The 16,360-nt window shown below is 70.4% G+C and carries 17 protein-coding genes; 7 read left to right on the plus strand and 10 right to left on the minus strand.

The window, feature by feature from the left end; all coding sequences use genetic code 11:
• Positions 1–34 precede the first annotated feature (34 nt).
• Positions 35–388 carry a DUF805 domain-containing protein gene (locus ACIP94_RS24660; protein ID WP_402429486.1) on the minus strand — a complete coding sequence of 118 codons (354 nt, stop codon included), beginning with the start codon at positions 386–388 and terminating at the stop codon, positions 35–37.
• 486 nt (positions 389–874) lie between these two features.
• Between ACIP94_RS24660 and ACIP94_RS24665 the strand changes: the two genes are divergently transcribed.
• From ACIP94_RS24665 to ACIP94_RS24675, 3 genes are all read left to right on the plus strand, one after another.
• On the plus strand, positions 875–1,063 hold the full coding sequence (locus ACIP94_RS24665) for a hypothetical protein (RefSeq protein WP_402429703.1): 189 nt from the start codon (positions 875–877) through the stop codon (positions 1,061–1,063).
• 170 nt (positions 1,064–1,233) lie between these two features.
• Positions 1,234–1,905, plus strand: coding sequence for a transcriptional repressor LexA (gene lexA / locus ACIP94_RS24670; RefSeq protein WP_402429488.1), 672 nt, complete (start codon positions 1,234–1,236; stop codon positions 1,903–1,905).
• Positions 1,906–2,333: 428 nt separating this feature from the next.
• Positions 2,334–3,332: a helix-turn-helix domain-containing protein gene (locus ACIP94_RS24675; RefSeq protein ID WP_402429492.1), complete on the plus strand. Its 999-nt coding sequence runs from the start codon at positions 2,334–2,336 to the stop codon at positions 3,330–3,332.
• A gap of 102 nt (positions 3,333–3,434) precedes the next feature.
• Here the strand turns inward: ACIP94_RS24675 and ACIP94_RS24680 are convergent, their stop codons facing one another.
• Complete coding sequence (locus ACIP94_RS24680; protein ID WP_402429495.1) at positions 3,435–4,286, minus strand: NmrA/HSCARG family protein; 852 nt, start codon at positions 4,284–4,286, stop codon at positions 3,435–3,437.
• 992 nt (positions 4,287–5,278) lie between these two features.
• Here ACIP94_RS24680 and ACIP94_RS24685 point away from each other — a divergent pair.
• The 3 genes from ACIP94_RS24685 (at position 5,279) to ACIP94_RS24695 (ending at position 9,210) form a co-directional block, all read left to right on the plus strand.
• Positions 5,279–6,496, plus strand: a complete 1,218-nt coding sequence (locus ACIP94_RS24685) for a hypothetical protein (RefSeq protein WP_402429498.1) — start codon at positions 5,279–5,281, stop codon at positions 6,494–6,496.
• The gene (locus tag ACIP94_RS24690; protein WP_402429501.1) at positions 6,493–8,577 is read left to right on the plus strand and encodes a tetratricopeptide repeat protein; all 2,085 of its coding nucleotides are present in this window, start codon (positions 6,493–6,495) and stop codon (positions 8,575–8,577) included. Before ACIP94_RS24685 ends, ACIP94_RS24690 begins: the two co-directional genes overlap by 4 nt.
• A gap of 159 nt (positions 8,578–8,736) precedes the next feature.
• Positions 8,737–9,210, plus strand: a complete 474-nt coding sequence (locus ACIP94_RS24695; RefSeq protein ID WP_402429504.1) for a GNAT family N-acetyltransferase — start codon at positions 8,737–8,739, stop codon at positions 9,208–9,210.
• Between the two features lie 82 nt (positions 9,211–9,292).
• On the opposite strand, the gene ACIP94_RS24700 is transcribed toward ACIP94_RS24695, so the two are convergent.
• The 6 genes from ACIP94_RS24700 to ACIP94_RS24725 all read right to left on the minus strand — a co-directional run bounded on the left by ACIP94_RS24700 (position 9,293) and on the right by ACIP94_RS24725 (position 14,013).
• Positions 9,293–10,153, minus strand: a complete 861-nt coding sequence (locus tag ACIP94_RS24700; RefSeq protein WP_402429507.1) for a hypothetical protein — start codon at positions 10,151–10,153, stop codon at positions 9,293–9,295.
• Positions 10,154–10,473: 320 nt separating this feature from the next.
• Complete coding sequence (locus ACIP94_RS24705; RefSeq protein ID WP_402429510.1) at positions 10,474–11,532, minus strand: medium chain dehydrogenase/reductase family protein; 1,059 nt, start codon at positions 11,530–11,532, stop codon at positions 10,474–10,476.
• A 170-nt stretch (positions 11,533–11,702) separates the two neighbouring features.
• Positions 11,703–12,038, minus strand: coding sequence for a macro domain-containing protein (locus tag ACIP94_RS24710; protein ID WP_402429706.1), 336 nt, complete (start codon positions 12,036–12,038; stop codon positions 11,703–11,705).
• Complete coding sequence (locus ACIP94_RS24715; protein WP_402429512.1) at positions 12,035–12,448, minus strand: SRPBCC family protein; 414 nt, start codon at positions 12,446–12,448, stop codon at positions 12,035–12,037. The genes ACIP94_RS24710 and ACIP94_RS24715 overlap by 4 nt, the downstream gene beginning before the upstream one ends.
• A 232-nt stretch (positions 12,449–12,680) precedes the next feature.
• A complete protein-coding gene (locus ACIP94_RS24720) occupies positions 12,681–13,475 on the minus strand; it encodes a polysaccharide deacetylase family protein (RefSeq protein WP_402429516.1) in 795 nt (264 codons plus the stop codon).
• A gap of 193 nt (positions 13,476–13,668) precedes the next feature.
• The gene (locus ACIP94_RS24725; RefSeq protein ID WP_402429519.1) at positions 13,669–14,013 is read right to left on the minus strand and encodes a cupin domain-containing protein; all 345 of its coding nucleotides are present in this window, start codon (positions 14,011–14,013) and stop codon (positions 13,669–13,671) included.
• 311 nt (positions 14,014–14,324) lie between these two features.
• Here ACIP94_RS24725 and ACIP94_RS24730 point away from each other — a divergent pair, with 311 nt between their 5' ends.
• The gene (locus ACIP94_RS24730) at positions 14,325–15,224 is read left to right on the plus strand and encodes a polysaccharide deacetylase family protein (RefSeq protein WP_402429522.1); all 900 of its coding nucleotides are present in this window, start codon (positions 14,325–14,327) and stop codon (positions 15,222–15,224) included.
• Between the two features lie 30 nt (positions 15,225–15,254).
• Here the strand turns inward: ACIP94_RS24730 and ACIP94_RS24735 are convergent, their stop codons facing one another.
• Both ACIP94_RS24735 and ACIP94_RS24740 read right to left on the minus strand, forming a co-directional pair.
• Complete coding sequence (locus ACIP94_RS24735; RefSeq protein ID WP_402429526.1) at positions 15,255–15,644, minus strand: TraR/DksA family transcriptional regulator; 390 nt, start codon at positions 15,642–15,644, stop codon at positions 15,255–15,257.
• A gap of 248 nt (positions 15,645–15,892) precedes the next feature.
• Positions 15,893–16,195 (minus strand): hypothetical protein, encoded by a 303-nt coding sequence (locus ACIP94_RS24740; protein ID WP_402429529.1) that lies wholly within the window; start codon positions 16,193–16,195, stop codon positions 15,893–15,895.
• Positions 16,196–16,360: the final 165 nt, after the last annotated feature.

Genomic DNA, 16,360 nt, shown 5'->3' on the forward strand with positions numbered 1-16,360 from the left:
TCCGGCGGGCCTCTGATCTGACGCTGTGGCCGGCTCAGACGGCAGGGGTCAGCTTGGGGTTCGTGCCGTACTGGTTGGGCTCGGGCGTGCCCTCGGTGGCGAAGAAGACGATCAGGATGATCCCGCCCACCAGGGGGATGAGGCCGATCAGGAGCCACCAGCCGGACTTGCCCGTGTCGTGCAGACGGCGGACGGCGACACCGAGGGCGGGAAGCAGGACGGCCAGGGTGTAGAGGAGGCCGAGGATGCTCGTGTTCAGAGCGAAGTCGACGATGGCCAGCACGACGCTGATGATCACGTTGAACAGGACGAACATCCAGTATTCCTGCCGACGGGCGCGCCCGTTGAAAACCGCGTACTTCTTCAGTACGTCCACGTACCAGTTCATTTTCGTCCCCCCAGGGATTCGACTGTGCTTGATCCCCATCAGATCAGGCCAACTGGCCGGAATCTATTGAGTTGGCGTGTGCGGGTCAACCTGTTACCGCGTCGCAGCCGTTCAGTGATCAACTCATCCGGCACGGATCATCTCGGGGAGGCGTGGGCGCCGGTGTCGGGCCGCCCGGGCTCCGAGCCCATGACACGGCGGCCGACTCCAGGGGCGCGGTGAGTCGGCCGCCGTATGGGTCCCTGCTCACCTGTGACGGGGCGGGGCGCTCCACCTGCTTCCAGCATGCACGGAGCGTCAGGTCACGGCGACCCGGATGCCGCCGTGCCGGTGAGCGTCTGCCGACCGCGGGTGGTGTGGTCGGCCGCGCGGCCCTCGTCGTCGGCGGTGCCGTGCCCTCGGCGTGGGGCCCATCGCCCTGCACTCCGCCATCGCGTGGGTAGGGTCCGCCTCATGAAACGCAAGCAGATCGCGCCCGAGACGCCGATGCCGGCGGTGGAGTTCCTGGCCTCGCAGGAAATCACCCAGACGCAGTGCCGCAAATGCGGCAGCGAGGTTTCCGGGGTGAACGGCCGATACGCCTGCGGAGTGTGCGGATGGGTCAACCACTGGAGCGAGGGACACAACGATCTGCCGACCGCCGCGGACGACGATATCGACGGTATCGAGGAGTGAAGCGAACAAAGCGCCGGGGGTGCTCCCCGAGCCCGGGAGAACGCGATTGCGGACGACCCTGAGCCTGCCGTCCGCCGCCTCCCGGGTGACGGAAGCGAATGAGTGTTTCATTTTCCGGGGTCGGCGGGTTATGGTCTCGCTCTGCGAGATCTTGTACGGAGGTGCCCGGAATGGAGAACAGTGAGCCGGTACGCCGAGGGCGGCCGCCGGGCATCCGGACGGCCGAGGGCGGGCTGACCGGCCGCCAGCAGGACATCGTGCGGTTCATCTCCGACACGGTCCGGCGGCAGGGTTACCCGCCGTCGATGCGGGAGATCGGCCAGGCGGTGCACCTCGCAAGCACCTCCTCCGTCGCCCATCAGCTGATGGCGCTGGAACGCAAGGGCGTCCTGTACCGCGATCCCAACCGTCCGCGCGCCTATCGCGTACGCGCCTCCTGGGCCCCCGACCTGGATCGCAGCCCGACCGCCGCGGTGGACGTGCCGCTCATCGGCCGGATCGCCGCGGGCGCGCCCCTGCTCGCGCAGGAGATGGTCGAGGACGTCTACACGCTGCCGCGCCAGCTCGTCGGCGACGGCGACCTGTTCGCCCTCACCGTGTCCGGGGACAGCATGATCGAGGCGGCGATCTGTGACGGCGACATCGTCACCGTCCGTCGCCAGGACAGCGCGGACCACGGCGACATCGTCGCCGCCCTCCTCGAGGACGAGGCCACCGTCAAGCAGCTTCGCCGGCAGGACGGTCAGGTGTGGCTCATGCCCCGCAACCGGGCGTACGAGCCGATCCCCGGCGAGCAGGCGAAGATTCTCGGCAAGGTCGTGGGAGTTCTGCGCGCGCTCTGAGGGTGCCGCGCGTGATGCGGATCACGTAGGGGGTGCGGAGCGGAGCGCGCGAAGGCGCCCACGCTCCAGGGCCGGGAGGAGCCCGAGGATCTCCCCCTGGATTCCTCGGGCTCCGCCCGGCCGGTGCGGGAGGTCCGCGGTCGCCCCCGCGGTCCTCCCGATGTCGCCGACGGGTCCCATCCTCGCCGCCCGGCACTGCGCGGGTCATTGACGGACAGCGCAGGAACGGTTGACGTTCCGCGCACCCCGCAGGCGAGTTCCTCATCGTTATCGGCCCGGGGGCGCCCCCGGCGGCCGTCGTGCGCGCCATGGCTGTCCTTGACGCATAAACCACTTCCCGGACCGCCCCCGGCGCACGACCATGCACAGGCGGCGCGATCAGCACCTCGCCACCCTGCTGTGGCGGCTGCCAAGACGGGAGGGGCCGCATGGTGGTCACGCTCTCCAGCCGGGACCTGCCGGCACCGGAGCGGTTCGGCTGGTTCTGCGACCTGGTGGCCCGCGACATGGCACCGCACGACATCGTCACCGAGCACGTCCCGGACTTTCGCGCCTCGGCGAGGCTGCTGTCGCTGGGCGACCGGATCGGAGTCTCCAGCGTCGCCTTTCCCACCATGCAGTCGATCCGTACCCGACGCCTCATCCGGCGTTCCGACCCGGAACTGTGGGCGCTGGCCCTGGTCGTCCGCGGCACCATGCAACGGGAGCAGGGCGGCAACCGAGTCGACCCACGCCCGGGAGACCTGGTCCTCTACGACACCTCGCAGCCGTACTGGGCATCGGTCGCCACCGACGACGTGGCACAGTCCATCGTGCTGCATCTGCCCCGCCAGGCGGTGCCCGTTCCGGAGCAGAGGCTGCGTCGGCTGGTGGCCACCGAACTGCCGTCCAGGACGGGCACCGGTGCTCTGCTGAGCGACCTGCTCACAGGGCTCGTCAAGCAGGGGCCGAAGGTCGAGGCGGGTCACATCCCCCGGCTCGCATCGGCCGTGTTCGACCTGACCACCGCGTTCCTGGCCGGTCTGTGCGAGGCCGACGGAGCCCGCACCGGTGCGGCGCGAAGGGTGGCGCAACTGCATCAGATCAAGTGCTTCATCCGGGCCCGGCTCGGCGAGCAGGAGCTCACTCCCACGGCCGTGGCCGCCGCCCACCACATCTCGCTGCGCGCCTTGCAGTACCTGTTCCGGGAGGACGGCAGGACCGTCGCGGGATTCATCCGCGAGCAACGCCTGGAGCGCTGCCGAGCCGATCTCACCGACCCACTGCTGGCCGGCCGGAGCGTCGCCGCGATCGCCTTTCGCGCCGGATTCTCCGATGCCGCCGCCTTCAGCCGGGCCTTCAAGGCACGCTACGGAATGCCGCCCGGCGCATACCGCCGAAGTCAGGGAGAGCCGCAGCCGGGGAACCCGCCGAGGCGACCGGAGTGAGACTCGACTTCTCGCCGGCGCCCCGGGGCCGATGGGTACAGGCGCCTACGCCGGCCGGGGCGCGTGACCTGTGTACGGTGGCGCGTGGCCTCCCGAGCCGCGTCAGCGGGCGCCCGCGAACGTGCCCTGTGCCCAGTCGGCGAAGCTCGTCCAGTGGATCTCCGGATGGGCGCCGTGCAGAGCGGGGATGTCGACGCGATACCCGGGCCCGTTCAGAAACGCCCACATCGCATGCATGTCCGGATTCCCGATCGCCGCCAGAGGCACCTGCTCATGGCGAACCTCACGCCCCAGGACCTCGCTCAGCGTGGCTGCCATGCGGGCGGGGGTGGGCGCATCGCCGGCCAGTTCGATGCGCCGGCCCACGTACGCACCGGGGTTGAGCAGGACCTCGGCGGCGAAAGCACCGAGGTCGGGCCGGGCGAGCTGTTGCAGGGGCCGATCGGGTGGCAACGGCAGCTCGAGCGCCCCGCCGAGGATGCGTTCCGCTCCGCCAAGGGCGTTGTCGAAGAAATACGTCGGCCCCAGAATCGTGTACGGCACATCGCCCGAGGTCAGTTCGGCCTCCACACGCGCCTTGCTCTCGAAATGCGGTACCCCGCTGTCCTGGTCGGCCCCGGCCACCGAGCTGAACACGAGATGCGGTACGCGCTCCCCGCGCGCGGCGGTCAGGATCGCCCGGCCCTGGGCCACCTCGGCCTCCACGCCGGACTCGAAGGGCGTCGTGAACGCGAACACTCCCGCCACCCCGGTCATCGCCGCGGCAAGCGACTCGGGATCATCGAAGGACCCCGCCACGACCTCGACGCCCCCATCGGCCAGTTCGCGCGCGGCCGGCCGACCGGGATCCCGCACCAGTGCCCGGACCCGGACCCCGCGGTCCAGCAAGGCGTCGGTCACGGCCCTGCCCTGTCCGCCCGTTGCCGCAAGCACCAGGATCGGCTCGTCGACCACCGTGGAACTCCTCTCCTTGCCGGGAAACGTGACAAGCGATCATCAGCGTACTCACCGCTGTCGCTCCCGGGACCGACCGAAGGCAACCGCGCCGCGCGCCCCGACCAGCGCAGCCAGTGCCAGGACCGTCACTTCCGGCCACGCCACACCAAGCCGCCCCACGAGCCATCCGAAGAGCGGGGCCGCCCCATCCGGAGAACCGAAGCCCTCATGGGCCGCCGCCCCATGTCCGCCCACCGGTGGTGCGGTCATCACCTGACAACGCCACAGTTGCCGCGGGGACATGACCATGTGGCGGCTTTCGCCGGAAGATCCCCTCCGGCCTGTGCCACGGAGGAGCGCGGGCGCCCGCATTCCCATTGCCGCCATCGAATACCTTTGCATCACGGCTCGGTCGTCGTCTCATGAATGGTCGATCATTGGATCAGCCCTTTCCGGAGGTGGTATCCGCGACAAACGGAATGCGGTGACGATGCGCTCTGTAGCGGCACGGTGAGCGGATTCTCGGCTTCCGCACCGGCTCAGTCGTCCTCTGATGTGGGAAGAGAGTCGGCCTCGAGTACTGGCAACGATGTCGGCGGCAGGAAGGCGACGGAATCCGTCGTCCCCCGCGACATTCCTTCCCGGCAAGGTCGTTGAATCGTTTCCCGGCATCGTTGTCTTCCATGGAGAACATGTCGCACGTGCCGAATGGCTCGAACACGACCTTGTATTTGGTGGCCGGGGGCAACACTTTTGATTGCCGTCGACCGCCGGTCGGCGAACATCCGATGAGAGGGGATCTGAGATGAAGTCCACTGTCGCCATGGGCAAGAAGGCCGGAGTCAAGAAGATTGCCGTGCGCCGCGCCGGCGATGTGCGCCTGACGTCGGCCGCCTGTCAGTGCCCGTACAGCGCCGCCGCGTAACACGCTCGACGCTCCAGGAGTTGCGCTCGGGTGCGCCGGATGGCGGCGCACCCGGGTCGCCTGCGCCGATCGTAGGGGAGGGGTTGTGGCCGATGGCGGCCTGTTGCTGCACGAGTTGAGTTTCGTACCCGAAGGCGATGACGTCGTGGTCGGCCGTCTCGACACCGGCTCCTACGCGGTCTTCCCGGCCGACGGAGCGGAGCTGCTGAAACGGCTTGCGCAGGGCATGCCGCTGAGCGCCGCTGCCGACTGGTACGCATCGGCTTTCCACGAGCCGGTCGACCTGGACGACTTCGTGGCCACGTTGCAGGAGCTCGGCTTCGTCCGCGAGGGAGAGGAACAGCCGGAGGGCGCTCCACCCGCGCCGGTGCGCCTGCGCCGACTGGGCCGCGCCGCCTTCTCCCTGCCGGCGTGGGCGTGTTACCTGGCCGTGGTCGGCGGCTGGACCTGGGCCGTCGGCCGCCACACGGACCTGGCCCCGCACCCGTCCCAGATCTTCTTCGTGCACTCCCTCCTCGTGGTCCAGCTGGTGATCACCTTCGGTCAGGTCCCCCTTCTGCTGCTTCACGAGGGATTCCACATCCTCGCCGGACGCCGCCTGGGGCTGCCGACCCGGCTGCGGCTGAGCAACCGCCTGACCTACATCGTGGCCGAGACGCAGATCAACGGGCTGCTCAGCGTTCCGCGTGCGAAACGCTACCTCCCGTTTCTCGCGGGCATCGTCTGCGACGGCGTGGTCCTGGGCGCGCTCGGACTCGTCGCCGACGCGACACGCGATCCCGACGGTTCCTTCTCCCTGACCGCCCGGGTCTGTCTCGCCCTGGCGTTCACGGTGGTGGTCCGCGTTCTCTGGCAGTTCCAGCTCTATTTGCGTACCGACCTCTACTACGTGGCGGCCACCGCATGGAACTGTTATGACCTGCACGACGCCGGAATGACGCTCCTGAAGAACCGTCTGTGGCGTCTGTCGGGGCGCTCCAACCGTGTCGTGGACGAGGAGCAGTGGACACCGCGGGACCGGCGGATCGGAAAATTCTACGGCCCTTTCATCGTGCTCGGATACGGCACGCTGGCCGGCATCACCGTTTTCGTCAGTATCCCGGTGACGATCCAGTATTTCAGCATCGCCCGGCAGGCCATCACCTCCGGTCACGTCAATGCGGCTTTCTGGGACGCCGTGCTGTCCCTGTGTATGAACGCCGCCCAGGTGGCTGCACTCGTCGTGCTGTCCAGGAAAAAGCGCCGGGAGAAAAAGCTCTCCACACCCCAGACATCCCCTTCGGCGGAGGTTGAACTCGCATGATGGGCCATCTCCGGATCGTGGGCGACCGGCGCGCGGACCGCCTCCGCCTCATCCGAAACCGTACCGGCAAGGCACTGGTGGTCCGCTGTCACCAGCGTCTGCGCGGCCCCTACACCGGCATCGACACCGTGCTGCGGTCCGTGCTGCCCGAGGCCCGACGACGCTGGCCCGAGCTGGTCGAATCCCACCGGGTGGAACTCCTCTACGGCATGCCCGAGTTGGCGCAGCTCATCGGTCCGCCCCCGCGTACGCTGGCCGACGAGGCCTCGTTCAAGGAGCGCACCCGTTTCTTCGGCTCCGGCATGATCCGCTGTATGAGCCAGGGCGTCGTCACCTTCCTCCTCGACTATGCGCACCGGATCCAAGCCGACACCGGCTGCGCCCTGGAGCTGGCCTTCGAGGAGGTCCACGCCGCGGAGGCGACCACCCAGGAGCTGCTGGCCCTGCTGCTGCGCCGGGCGGATCCGCGCCTGCTGCGGGTGGTGATCTCCACGACCGCCGACACACTGTCCGACGAACTGGAGGCCGCGCTCGCCGCAACGGCCGGCACTCTCCGGGCTCCCGCGAGCGACCCGGCCCCGGAGGTGCACCGCAGCGCTCTCGAATGGGCGGCGCTGTACGTCGACAGTGACTGCACCGACGACGACCCGCGAGCGCTGCGCGGATACCAGGAGGCCGACCGGCGGGCAGTCGCCCGCCTGCACGACCGACGCGCCGACAGCCTGGAGGCAACGGCGAGTTGGGGCGTGCGGATGGGCGCGATCGCGTACCACCGCGAGCGTGGCGGCGACCCCGCGGGAGCGGGACGGTCCGCCCTGCTCGCGGCCCAGCGCCATGCGGTCGCCACCGGCTTCTCCGCAGCCGTGGTGGACCTGGGCCTGCGCGGCCGGGGCGTCAGCGATCCCGTCAGCCAGGAGCACGACTACTGGGAGTTCACCCGGGAGGCGGCAGCGGCGTGCATCCCGATCGGGCGGCTGGCCCAGTCCATGGAGCTGTACCAGGACCTGCTGCGCCGCTTCACCAACCCCAAGATCCACATGATGACCAGCTATGCGATCGCCATGCTGCACACCCGCTTCCTGCGGCCACGTGACCACGAACTCGCGTTGCAGTGGCAGCACAACGCCGTCGCCATCGCGGGTATCCTGCCGGACCCGGCCGAACGCCTGACCTTCACTGTCTTCCACGACAACGGCCTGGCCCTGGTCGAGATGCACCGCGGCAACCGGACCCGCGCCCTTGATCTCGTGGAGTCGTGCATCACCCGGCTCGACAAGGAGATGGACGACGACCAGTGGGTCCTGCACCGCTCCCAACTGCTCTACAACCGGGCCCGTCTGCTGGTCGCACTGGGACGGCTGGACGACGCCTATGCCGACTACACCCGGCTCGTCGACCTCGACCCCTATTACACCGACTATCTCTCCGAACGAGCCAGGATCTCCCGCGAGCGCGGTGACTTCGACGCGGCCCTCGCCGACTACGACCGGGCCGTGCAACTCGCGCCCCCCTTCCCTGAGTTGTACTACAACCGGGGCACGGCCCGGGTCCAGACCGGCGACCTCCGGGGCGCGCTCGACGACTTCACCTATGTGCTGGAGATGGAGCCCGGGGACCTCGACTCCCGGGTCGCCCGGGCGGAACTCCGGCTGGAGTCGGGCGACCTGGACGGCGCCGAGGCCGACGCGGACACCGGCCTGGTGGTCCACCCCGGCGAAGTGCAACTGCTGTGCCTCAAGGGCACCGTGCTCCTTCAGCGGGAGAACTACGACCAGGCCCTCACAGCGTTCGACGCCGCCCTGGAACGAGACCCCCGCTACCCCGCCGCACTGATCAACCGGGCCGTTGTGCACTTCCACCAGTCCCGGAACAGCAGGGCCGTCGCGGACCTGACCACCGCACTCGACATCGTCGGCGACGACCCGGACGTCCTGCTCAACCGGGGCATCGCCCATCTCGCCGACGGCCGTAGGGACCTGGCACGCGCGGACTTCGACCGCGCACTCACACTCCCCGACGCCGACATCCCCGAACTCCGCCGCCACCGGGAACTGTGCGATACGTCGGCAGCACCCCTGTAGCCCTGCGGGCGGGGGACGGCACGACGAGTCCGTACGCCACAGCACTGTGCGGGGGCTTGGGCCACTGCCTGTCGCCCACCTGCCCGCCACCCACGGCGGGCCACCGAACGACCTGGTATGTCGCTCGATCGCGGGCCGGATGCCCTGTACCTTCCCGCCGTGAGTGATGACAACAGTGTCCGGATCCGCCCGGCGACCACGGCGGACGCGGCGGTGGTCGCACGCGTGCACATGACGTCGCGTGCGGCCGCCATGCCGTATCTCCCTCCCCAGACACGCGATCACCAGCAGGTGACCCGATGGATCGAGGAAGTGGTGCTGAGGACGTGCCGTGTGTGGGTGGCCGTGCGGGAGACCGGGATCGTCGGCTATGCCGCCCTGGAGGGCGACACGCTGGAACATCTCTATCTCCGGCCGGACATGCGACGGCAGGGCATCGGGACGGCCCTGCTCGACGAGGTCAGACGGCACAGCCCGGACGGGGTGTCCCTGCATGTCTTTCAGCAGAACACCGAGGCGCGCACGTTCTACGAGCGTCACGGCTTCCGCGTCCTCGCCACCGGCGACGGCCGCGGAAACATGGAGAACCTGCCCGACATGACCCTGCGGTGGACACCGGACCGTCCGCGGTGAACCGGGAGGCCGCGGCCGCTGTCGCTCCTTGGGGGATGACAGTGCCCGCGGCCGTATGGCTGCCGAGCGAGGGGTGAGCCGGTCAGGCCCCCGTGACGCCGGAGGCGTTGCGGCGGCGCAGCATATAGGCGCCCGCCCCCAGGCCGGCCAGCAGCAGGATCGATCCTGCTGCCAGACCGCTGGTGCTGGTGGACTGGGCCAGGCCACCGCCGCCGGTGCGGATGCCGCCTTGGGGCGCCTGCCGGGCCCCTTGGCCGGCTTCCTGCCCGCCTGCCTCCTGGTGGCTGCCGCCTTGCTCGCCATGCTCGGAGTTGCCGTCCTCGGCGCCGCCCAGGGCCGGGGCGTCGCTGTCAGCCTCGGGTCCGCCCTGCCCCTCCTCCGGAGATCCGCCACCCTGCGCGTCCTCCTGAGGCCCGCCACCCTGAGCGTCCTCCTGGGGTCCGCCCTGCGCGGCGTCTCCCTGGGCGTCCGCACCCTCCTCGTGGTGCTTGCCTCCCTGCTTGTCGCCGTGGTGGTCCCTGGCCAGGGCGAGGAACCCGCCGCCGGCGCGGACACCGCCGCGAGGCGCCTGCCGGGCCCCCTGGCCGGCTTCCTGCCCGCCTGCCTGCTGGCCGGCTTCCTGCCCGCCGGCCTCGTGGTGGCTGCCGCCCTGCTCGGCGTGCTCGGAGGTGCCGTCCTCGGCGCCGCCCTGGGCCGAGGCGTCGCTGTCGGCCTCGGATCCGCCCTGCGCGTCGCCCTGGGCCTCGCCCTGGGCGTCCTCGCCCTCGTCGTGGTGCCTGCCGCCATGGCGGTCCCCGCCGGGGTCGTGCTCATGGCTGCCGTAGGAAGTACCGCCGTCCGCAACCCGAAGCCCGGCCGGCGACATGGCGTGCGCGGCGGGAGCGGAAAACGCGACGGCCGCGGCAACTGCCGCGGAGGCGAACATGGTCCGGGTCACTCGCATGAGGTAGTCCTTTCGCCGCCGCCGCGAAGGCCGGCACCACGCCGGCACAGCGGGAGCGCAGCGGCAACGTCATCACCCTCAACCCGACCCCCGCCCCGCACCACCGCACGACACGGCAAGGGAGCGAGACCGTACTCCCTCCGGGTGCCTCCAGACTGAAAAGTAACCCGGTCGGCCCCGCCCCGATCACCACGCCGGCCGGCTCCTGCGTCCACGCTCCGGTCGGCATCGCCACCACCTGCCTGACGGTCAGTGAAGTGATCCCGAGTCAAACGGCGGCGAAGCGCAGATCTCTGCGGATGACGGGCCCAGCGAGCGCGTCACTGGGCGGAACCGCTGCTCCGCCCGGCGCCGGGGGCGATGACGACCTTGCCGACGGCCTGGCCGGATTCGGCGTACCGGAGTGCTGCGGCGGCCTCCTCCAGCGGATAGACCCGGTCGATCCGCGCGGTGATGCTTCCGGCGCGCAGGAGTGCGAAGACCTCGGCGAGGTCGTCGCGCAGCTGGGCGCGGTACTGCTGGGGGTGGCGGCTCCTGCCTGCCCACAGGTTGAAGAAGTGGGCGTTGCGGCCGTTGGGAAGAAGGTTCCACAGCGTCAGCCGGGCGACGAGCTTGAGGACGGTGAGGGTGCCGTTGCCGGACTGGTCGCGGGTCGAGGCGCTGCCGTAGGACACGAGCGTGCCTCCGGGGGCGAGCATGCGCCAGGAGTCCTCGATGCCCTTGCCGCCAACGTGGTCGAACACGGCGGCCACGCCGTCGGGGGCCAGCTCGCGGGCCCGGGCGGGGATATCGCCGCGGTAGTCCACGGGGACGGCGCCCAGAGCGCGGACGGCTTCCTGGTTGCGGGCCGAGGCGGTGCCGATCACATGGATGCCGCCCGCGCGGGCCAGTTGCACCAGCACGCTGCCCACGCCCCCGTTGGCACCGTGGACGACCACCGTGTCGCCGGGCTTCACGTTCGCGGTGCGGTGCAGCATGCGCCAGGCGGTGGCGCCGTTGGTGACCAGGGTCTCGGCGTCGGCGGCGGTCACACCGTCAGGGACGGGCACGAGGTCGGCGGCGTCGAGCAGGACGTAATCGGCCCAACCGCCGGTCTTCGTCAGGGCGGCGACCCGCTGCCCGACCGCGAGCCGGGTCTCGCCCGGAACCGGAGCGCCGAGCCCTTCGACGACGCCGACCAGGTCGTAACCGGGAACGAAGGGGAAGGCGGGCATGTCGTAGTACTTGCCGCGCCGCATCTGCTGTTCGGCGAACGTGACCCCGCTGGCCTCCACGCGAACCAGCGCCTGACCGGGCCCCGGCTCGGGCAGCTGCCGCACGCGGACCTGAAGGGACTCGGGCTCGCCGACGGAGGGAAGGACCATCTCGGTGGTCTGCATGGCTGGCTCCTAGGTGGTGTGAGGCGTTCACCGGAGGTGAGTGATTAGCCGCTCAGTGAGGTTATGAGTAATTAACCACTCACACTTTGGGCTGTCAACCCGCCGACAACCCCGAATCCGCACGCCCGGCAGCCGCCCGTGGCATGACCGAGGACGCGCGGGTGCGCCAGTCAAGGGGCTTCGGCCAAGGCACTCACATAGGCCGCCCGGTCGGGAGCGGGACGCGGCGGCCGGCGCGTGTTCGTGCGGCGGGCGCACGGGACCGTCGACGACGGGGCCGACGGTGTGCAGGTCACAGCGGCCGGGAGGGGGTAGCCGGGGGTGAGCTTGGCCGTGCCGACCGGTTCCGGCGCGTTCTGCCGGCTCATGACGGTGAGACAGTCCTCGCGCGGACGCGGGCCCGCGGCGTTGTGAGTGGCGTTGTCGACGCACGGATGCCCGGGGCGAGGCAGCCCGGCAGGGCGCTGTCGGTGGTGGGCTCGGTGCCTGCCGGCCCGTCGCCTCAGCCGGCCGCGTTCTCGGTGCGCAGCCGCACCAGTTCCTCCAGGCGCTGCAGACTGCTGTCGAGGGCCTCGGTCACGGGCCGCTCACCGGGGTCGTGACGATCGTCGAAGAACGACAGGTGCACGGTCACCTCGCTGGCCCCGCTGCCGAGGCCGGCGACCTGGAGCCACCCGGCATAGGAACCCTCGTCGCGGGTGCCCCACTCGATCCGCATCTGGTCCGGGCGGGCGCTGAGCAGCGCGGACATGTCCTGCTCGGCGTGATCGTCATGCACGGTGACCGCAGGCGGGGTCTCGGCGCGCACGTGCAGTGCGCTCGGCAGCCAGCCATCGAGCTGGTCGATGTTGGCGGCCTGGTCGAAGACGTGCTCGGGCAGCGCCGGCATGGTGCGCGAACGCTCGTACTCGGTCATCTGGTACCTCCTCGCCTCGGCGGTGTACACGTGGCGTCCACAGGGACGGGTGCCCGTTTTGCGCCCCATGAAGTTTGGGAGGGTGGGCGGTCGAGCGGACCGCGGAGCCGGCCGCCGACGGGGCCCATGGCCGGGCCGGGCCGCCCGCGGTGGTGTCGCCCCGCGCCCGTCTCTGCGTCGTACCGCCCGGCGAGTCGGGCGGTACGGGTCGTTCCCGCCGTTCGAGTCGCGGTCAGCGCACGGGGAAGCCGAAGGAGTACCCCTGCTGCCTCAGCCACGGCAGGACCTCGCGCAGGGCGGCCACAGTCTGGGAGCGGTCGCCGCCGGCGTCGTGGAAAAGGACGGTCGGGCCGTTCGAGATCTCGTTCTGCACCGTGGCGACGACGGCGTTCGTACCGGGCCGCTGGAAGTCCTTGGAGTCGACGTTCCAGCCCAGCGGACGCATTCCGTGGGAGGCGGCGAGCCGGCGGCTGTACGGGGTGAAGGCACCGCCCGGCGCCCGGTAGTAGAGCGGCCGCACGCCCCCTGAGGCTTCGGTGATCATGCGTGCGGCGTCCAGGATCTGCTGTGCCTGGTAGGAGTCGGACTTCTTGTCCATGGTGGTGTCGTGCGACACCGTGTGGTCGCACAGCCGGTGCCCGGCCGCCACGACCGCCTTGACCAGGTCCGGGTGGGCCTGGGCCTGCGGCCCCACCATGCAGAACGTGGCCTTCACGCCGTTGTCCCGCAGCACCTGCAGCATCCGCGGCGTCCAGACGGGGTCCGGGCCGTCATCGATGGTGATGTTGACGCCCCGGGCGCCGCGGTCCGAGGCATGGGCGATGGCCGCCGAGAGCGGCACCCCCGCCCGGCCCTGGGAACGGGCGCCGGGTGCGGCGGAGGGCGCGGAGACGCCCGCGCGGGCCTGCGGAGTCCCGACGGGGCCGGCCTGCGCGGACCACACCGACGTGGCGGCGGCCACCGCCGTCACGCCGACCGCCGCCGCGAGAACCCGGCCGTGCCATCCCTGTCGTCCACGCCACACCATGTCAGCCCCGTTCCTTGCCGTCTCCGTGGGTTCCGTGCACCCGTCAGGACGGAGGAAGGTGACCGGGGGATGCGTCCGTTACCGTTCGCGGACAATTCCGCGGGGATTCAGCGACAGCAGGGGGCCGCATGGCGGCACGGCAGGGCCACCAGCCCTCATCGGGCCGGCGGCCGAGGGGAGGGATTCCCGCCGTTCACAGGCTGATCGCGTACGCCTTGCGGAGTGTCTCGTGCACCGTCCAGGTCGTACGGTCGCCCTCGCGCAGCACCGCCATGTCGCCCGGCCCGACGCGCAGCGTGAGGCCTCCCTCGACCTCTATCGTCGCGGAACCACTGATCACGACGAACAGTTCGTTCGCCTCGGTGTCGGTCACGACGCCGGATGTGATCTGCCAGATGCCCCGCACCTGTCGGCCGTCCTCCGACTCCCAGATCACCTTGCCGGTCACCTCCGGCGTACCGGACACGATCTGCGCCGGGTCGAGCGGCTCTGGTTCGAGCTCTGCGTCGGGGATGTGGACTACGAAGCTGTGGGCCATGGCGCGACCCTAGCGGGGCTCTCCGCGCCCCATCCGCCGACACTGTGTCGGCTGTCGGCCCGGATCGGCGGACACATCGCCGGGCGTCGAACCCCGTTGACCGGGTTCGGCCCGCAGCCGAACGGCAGCCCGGCGGCACGAGGAGAAGACGTCGGGATCCATGGCGTCGCGAACGGCACAGCAAATGATCCACAAAGGATCGTTGGGGATCTCTTGTCCGTCGCCTGCCCGGTCACGGCATCTCCACCCCGTACGGTGGCCGAGGCGGGTGTGGACTCCCGTCGATCAACCTCGACCAGGTGGGGGAGTGGATGACACCCAGGCGCCGGGCGCTGCTGGCCGCCCTGGCGGGCAGCGTGCTCGCGGGCTGTTCGGGCCCGGGGAAGAACACGAAGAGCACATCGGGCGACACCGTCCCGGCCTCCGGTTCGCCTTCGGCCCCCACCGCCCCCGCGGCGCCCGCCACGGGCTCCCCCTCCTCCGGCCCGTCCCGGACGGCACCCGTGGTCACCCGCGCGGAGATCGTCGCCCGATACGGCCACGCGGTACCCCACACCTGGGGCTTCGAGGCGCCCGGAGTGGTGCGCGCGCTCCCCGCCGGCAAACGCGCCATCGCGCTGACCTTCGACGCCTGCGGCGGACCGGGCGGCAGTGGCTACGACCGGGCGCTGATCGACTTCCTCCGCGAGCGGAAGGTACCGGCGACCCTCTTCCTCAACTCCCGCTGGATCGACGCCAACCCATCGGTCTTCCACCAGTTGGCCGCCGACCCGCTGTTCGAGATCGCCAACCACGGCACCCGTCACCGCCCGCTGTCGGTGACCGGTCGTTCCGCCTACGGCATCCCCGGCACCCGCAACGCCGCCGAGGTGTACGACGAGATCGCCGGCAACCAGGCCAAACTCACCCGGCTGCTGGGCTCTCCGCCGCGCTTCTTCCGGTCCGGCACCGCGTACTGCGACGACGTCGCGGCACGGATCGTGACCGACCTCGACGAGCGCTTCGTCAGCTTCTCCGTCAACGGTGACGGGGGCGCCACCTTCACCCCGGAACAGGTCCATACCACCGTCGCGTCAGCCCATGACGGATCCATCGTGCTGTGCCATATGAACCACCCCGGAGGGGGCACCGCCCGGGGCATCGCAGCCGCGGTGCCCCACCTGCTGGCCACCGGCCACACCTTCGTCCGCCTCTCGGACGCGTTGTCCTGACGGAAGCCCACCCGTCCGCCGAAGCGTCACTCAACGAGACGGGGACGTCGCGCAGCGCACACAGGTACGGGCCGCCGGGCGGACTTCGAGGCGCTCCCGGGGGATCGGCTCGCCGCACCCCTCGCACCGTCCGTACTCGCCTCGCTCCAGGCGTTCCAGTGCGCGGTCCAGATCGGCCACGTGCTCACGAGCCTGCGCCAGCAGAGCGGCGACATGGGCCCGTTCGAAGGCGGTGCTCGAGCCCTCCGGATCGTGCTCGTCATCGACTGCCACGAGGGCGTTAGCCGCGACGATCCCGTCGAACTCGCGGCTCAGCGCGTCGATCTGCGCGAGCGTGTCGGCGCGTTCCGCCGCGAGCAGCTCACGGGCCGCTTCGGGTTCGAAGGCAGGGAATGCGACATTACTGAACGGATCACTCATATGTATGTAAACGTTCCGTCCCCGGCGCGGATTCCGCTCCGGTGTCATCCTTCAAGCGCCCGATACAGGCGAGTGCCCCGAGGCCGGTAGCCGAGGCGTTCGCAGACCCGGCGGAACCCCTCACCCGAGTATTCCAGCCAGGCCGATCGTGCGCCTCGGGCGAGCACGGCCTCGGTCAGTGCGGCCGTGTCCGAGGCGGCGATGCCCCGCCCGCGCCCGCTTGTGGTGTCGGCCCCGCCATGGCGTCGTCACCCCGAAGCGACGACCCCGGTGGCCGGTGCGCTCGTCCAGGTGGCTTCCCGCACACCGGCGGCGATCACCGCGCACGTGAACAGGATCGCAGGGGCACTCCACTCCCACGAGGCGAGCCCGATCACCGGCACGACGAACATCGAGTGGACGGCGGAGACGGCAAACGCCGCACGAGCCCAGCCTCCGCCGGTCATCAGCCGACGTACGGTTGCCCAGTGGCGCCACCACAGTCCGGCGGCCACCGCCGCAATGCCGGCCATCACGGCAGCGCCCAGCCGGGCCATGTCGGCATCGGTCACACTGTCAGGTTCCAGTGCGGCCGAGCCGGTCGTGTGCACGCTCAGTGCGACCACAGTCCATCCGAGGGCCGCCGCACTCAGCAAGGAAGCCAGAACCGCCGTGCGCCGCCGGGACCAACTCGTTTCAGGATGCCGTGAGTTCGGTTTCATGCCTTATCCTAGCCA

Origin of the sequence: Streptomyces sp. NPDC093261 (assembly GCF_044753645.1) — a bacterium.
Taxonomy (GTDB): Bacteria; Actinomycetota; Actinomycetes; order Streptomycetales; family Streptomycetaceae; genus Streptomyces.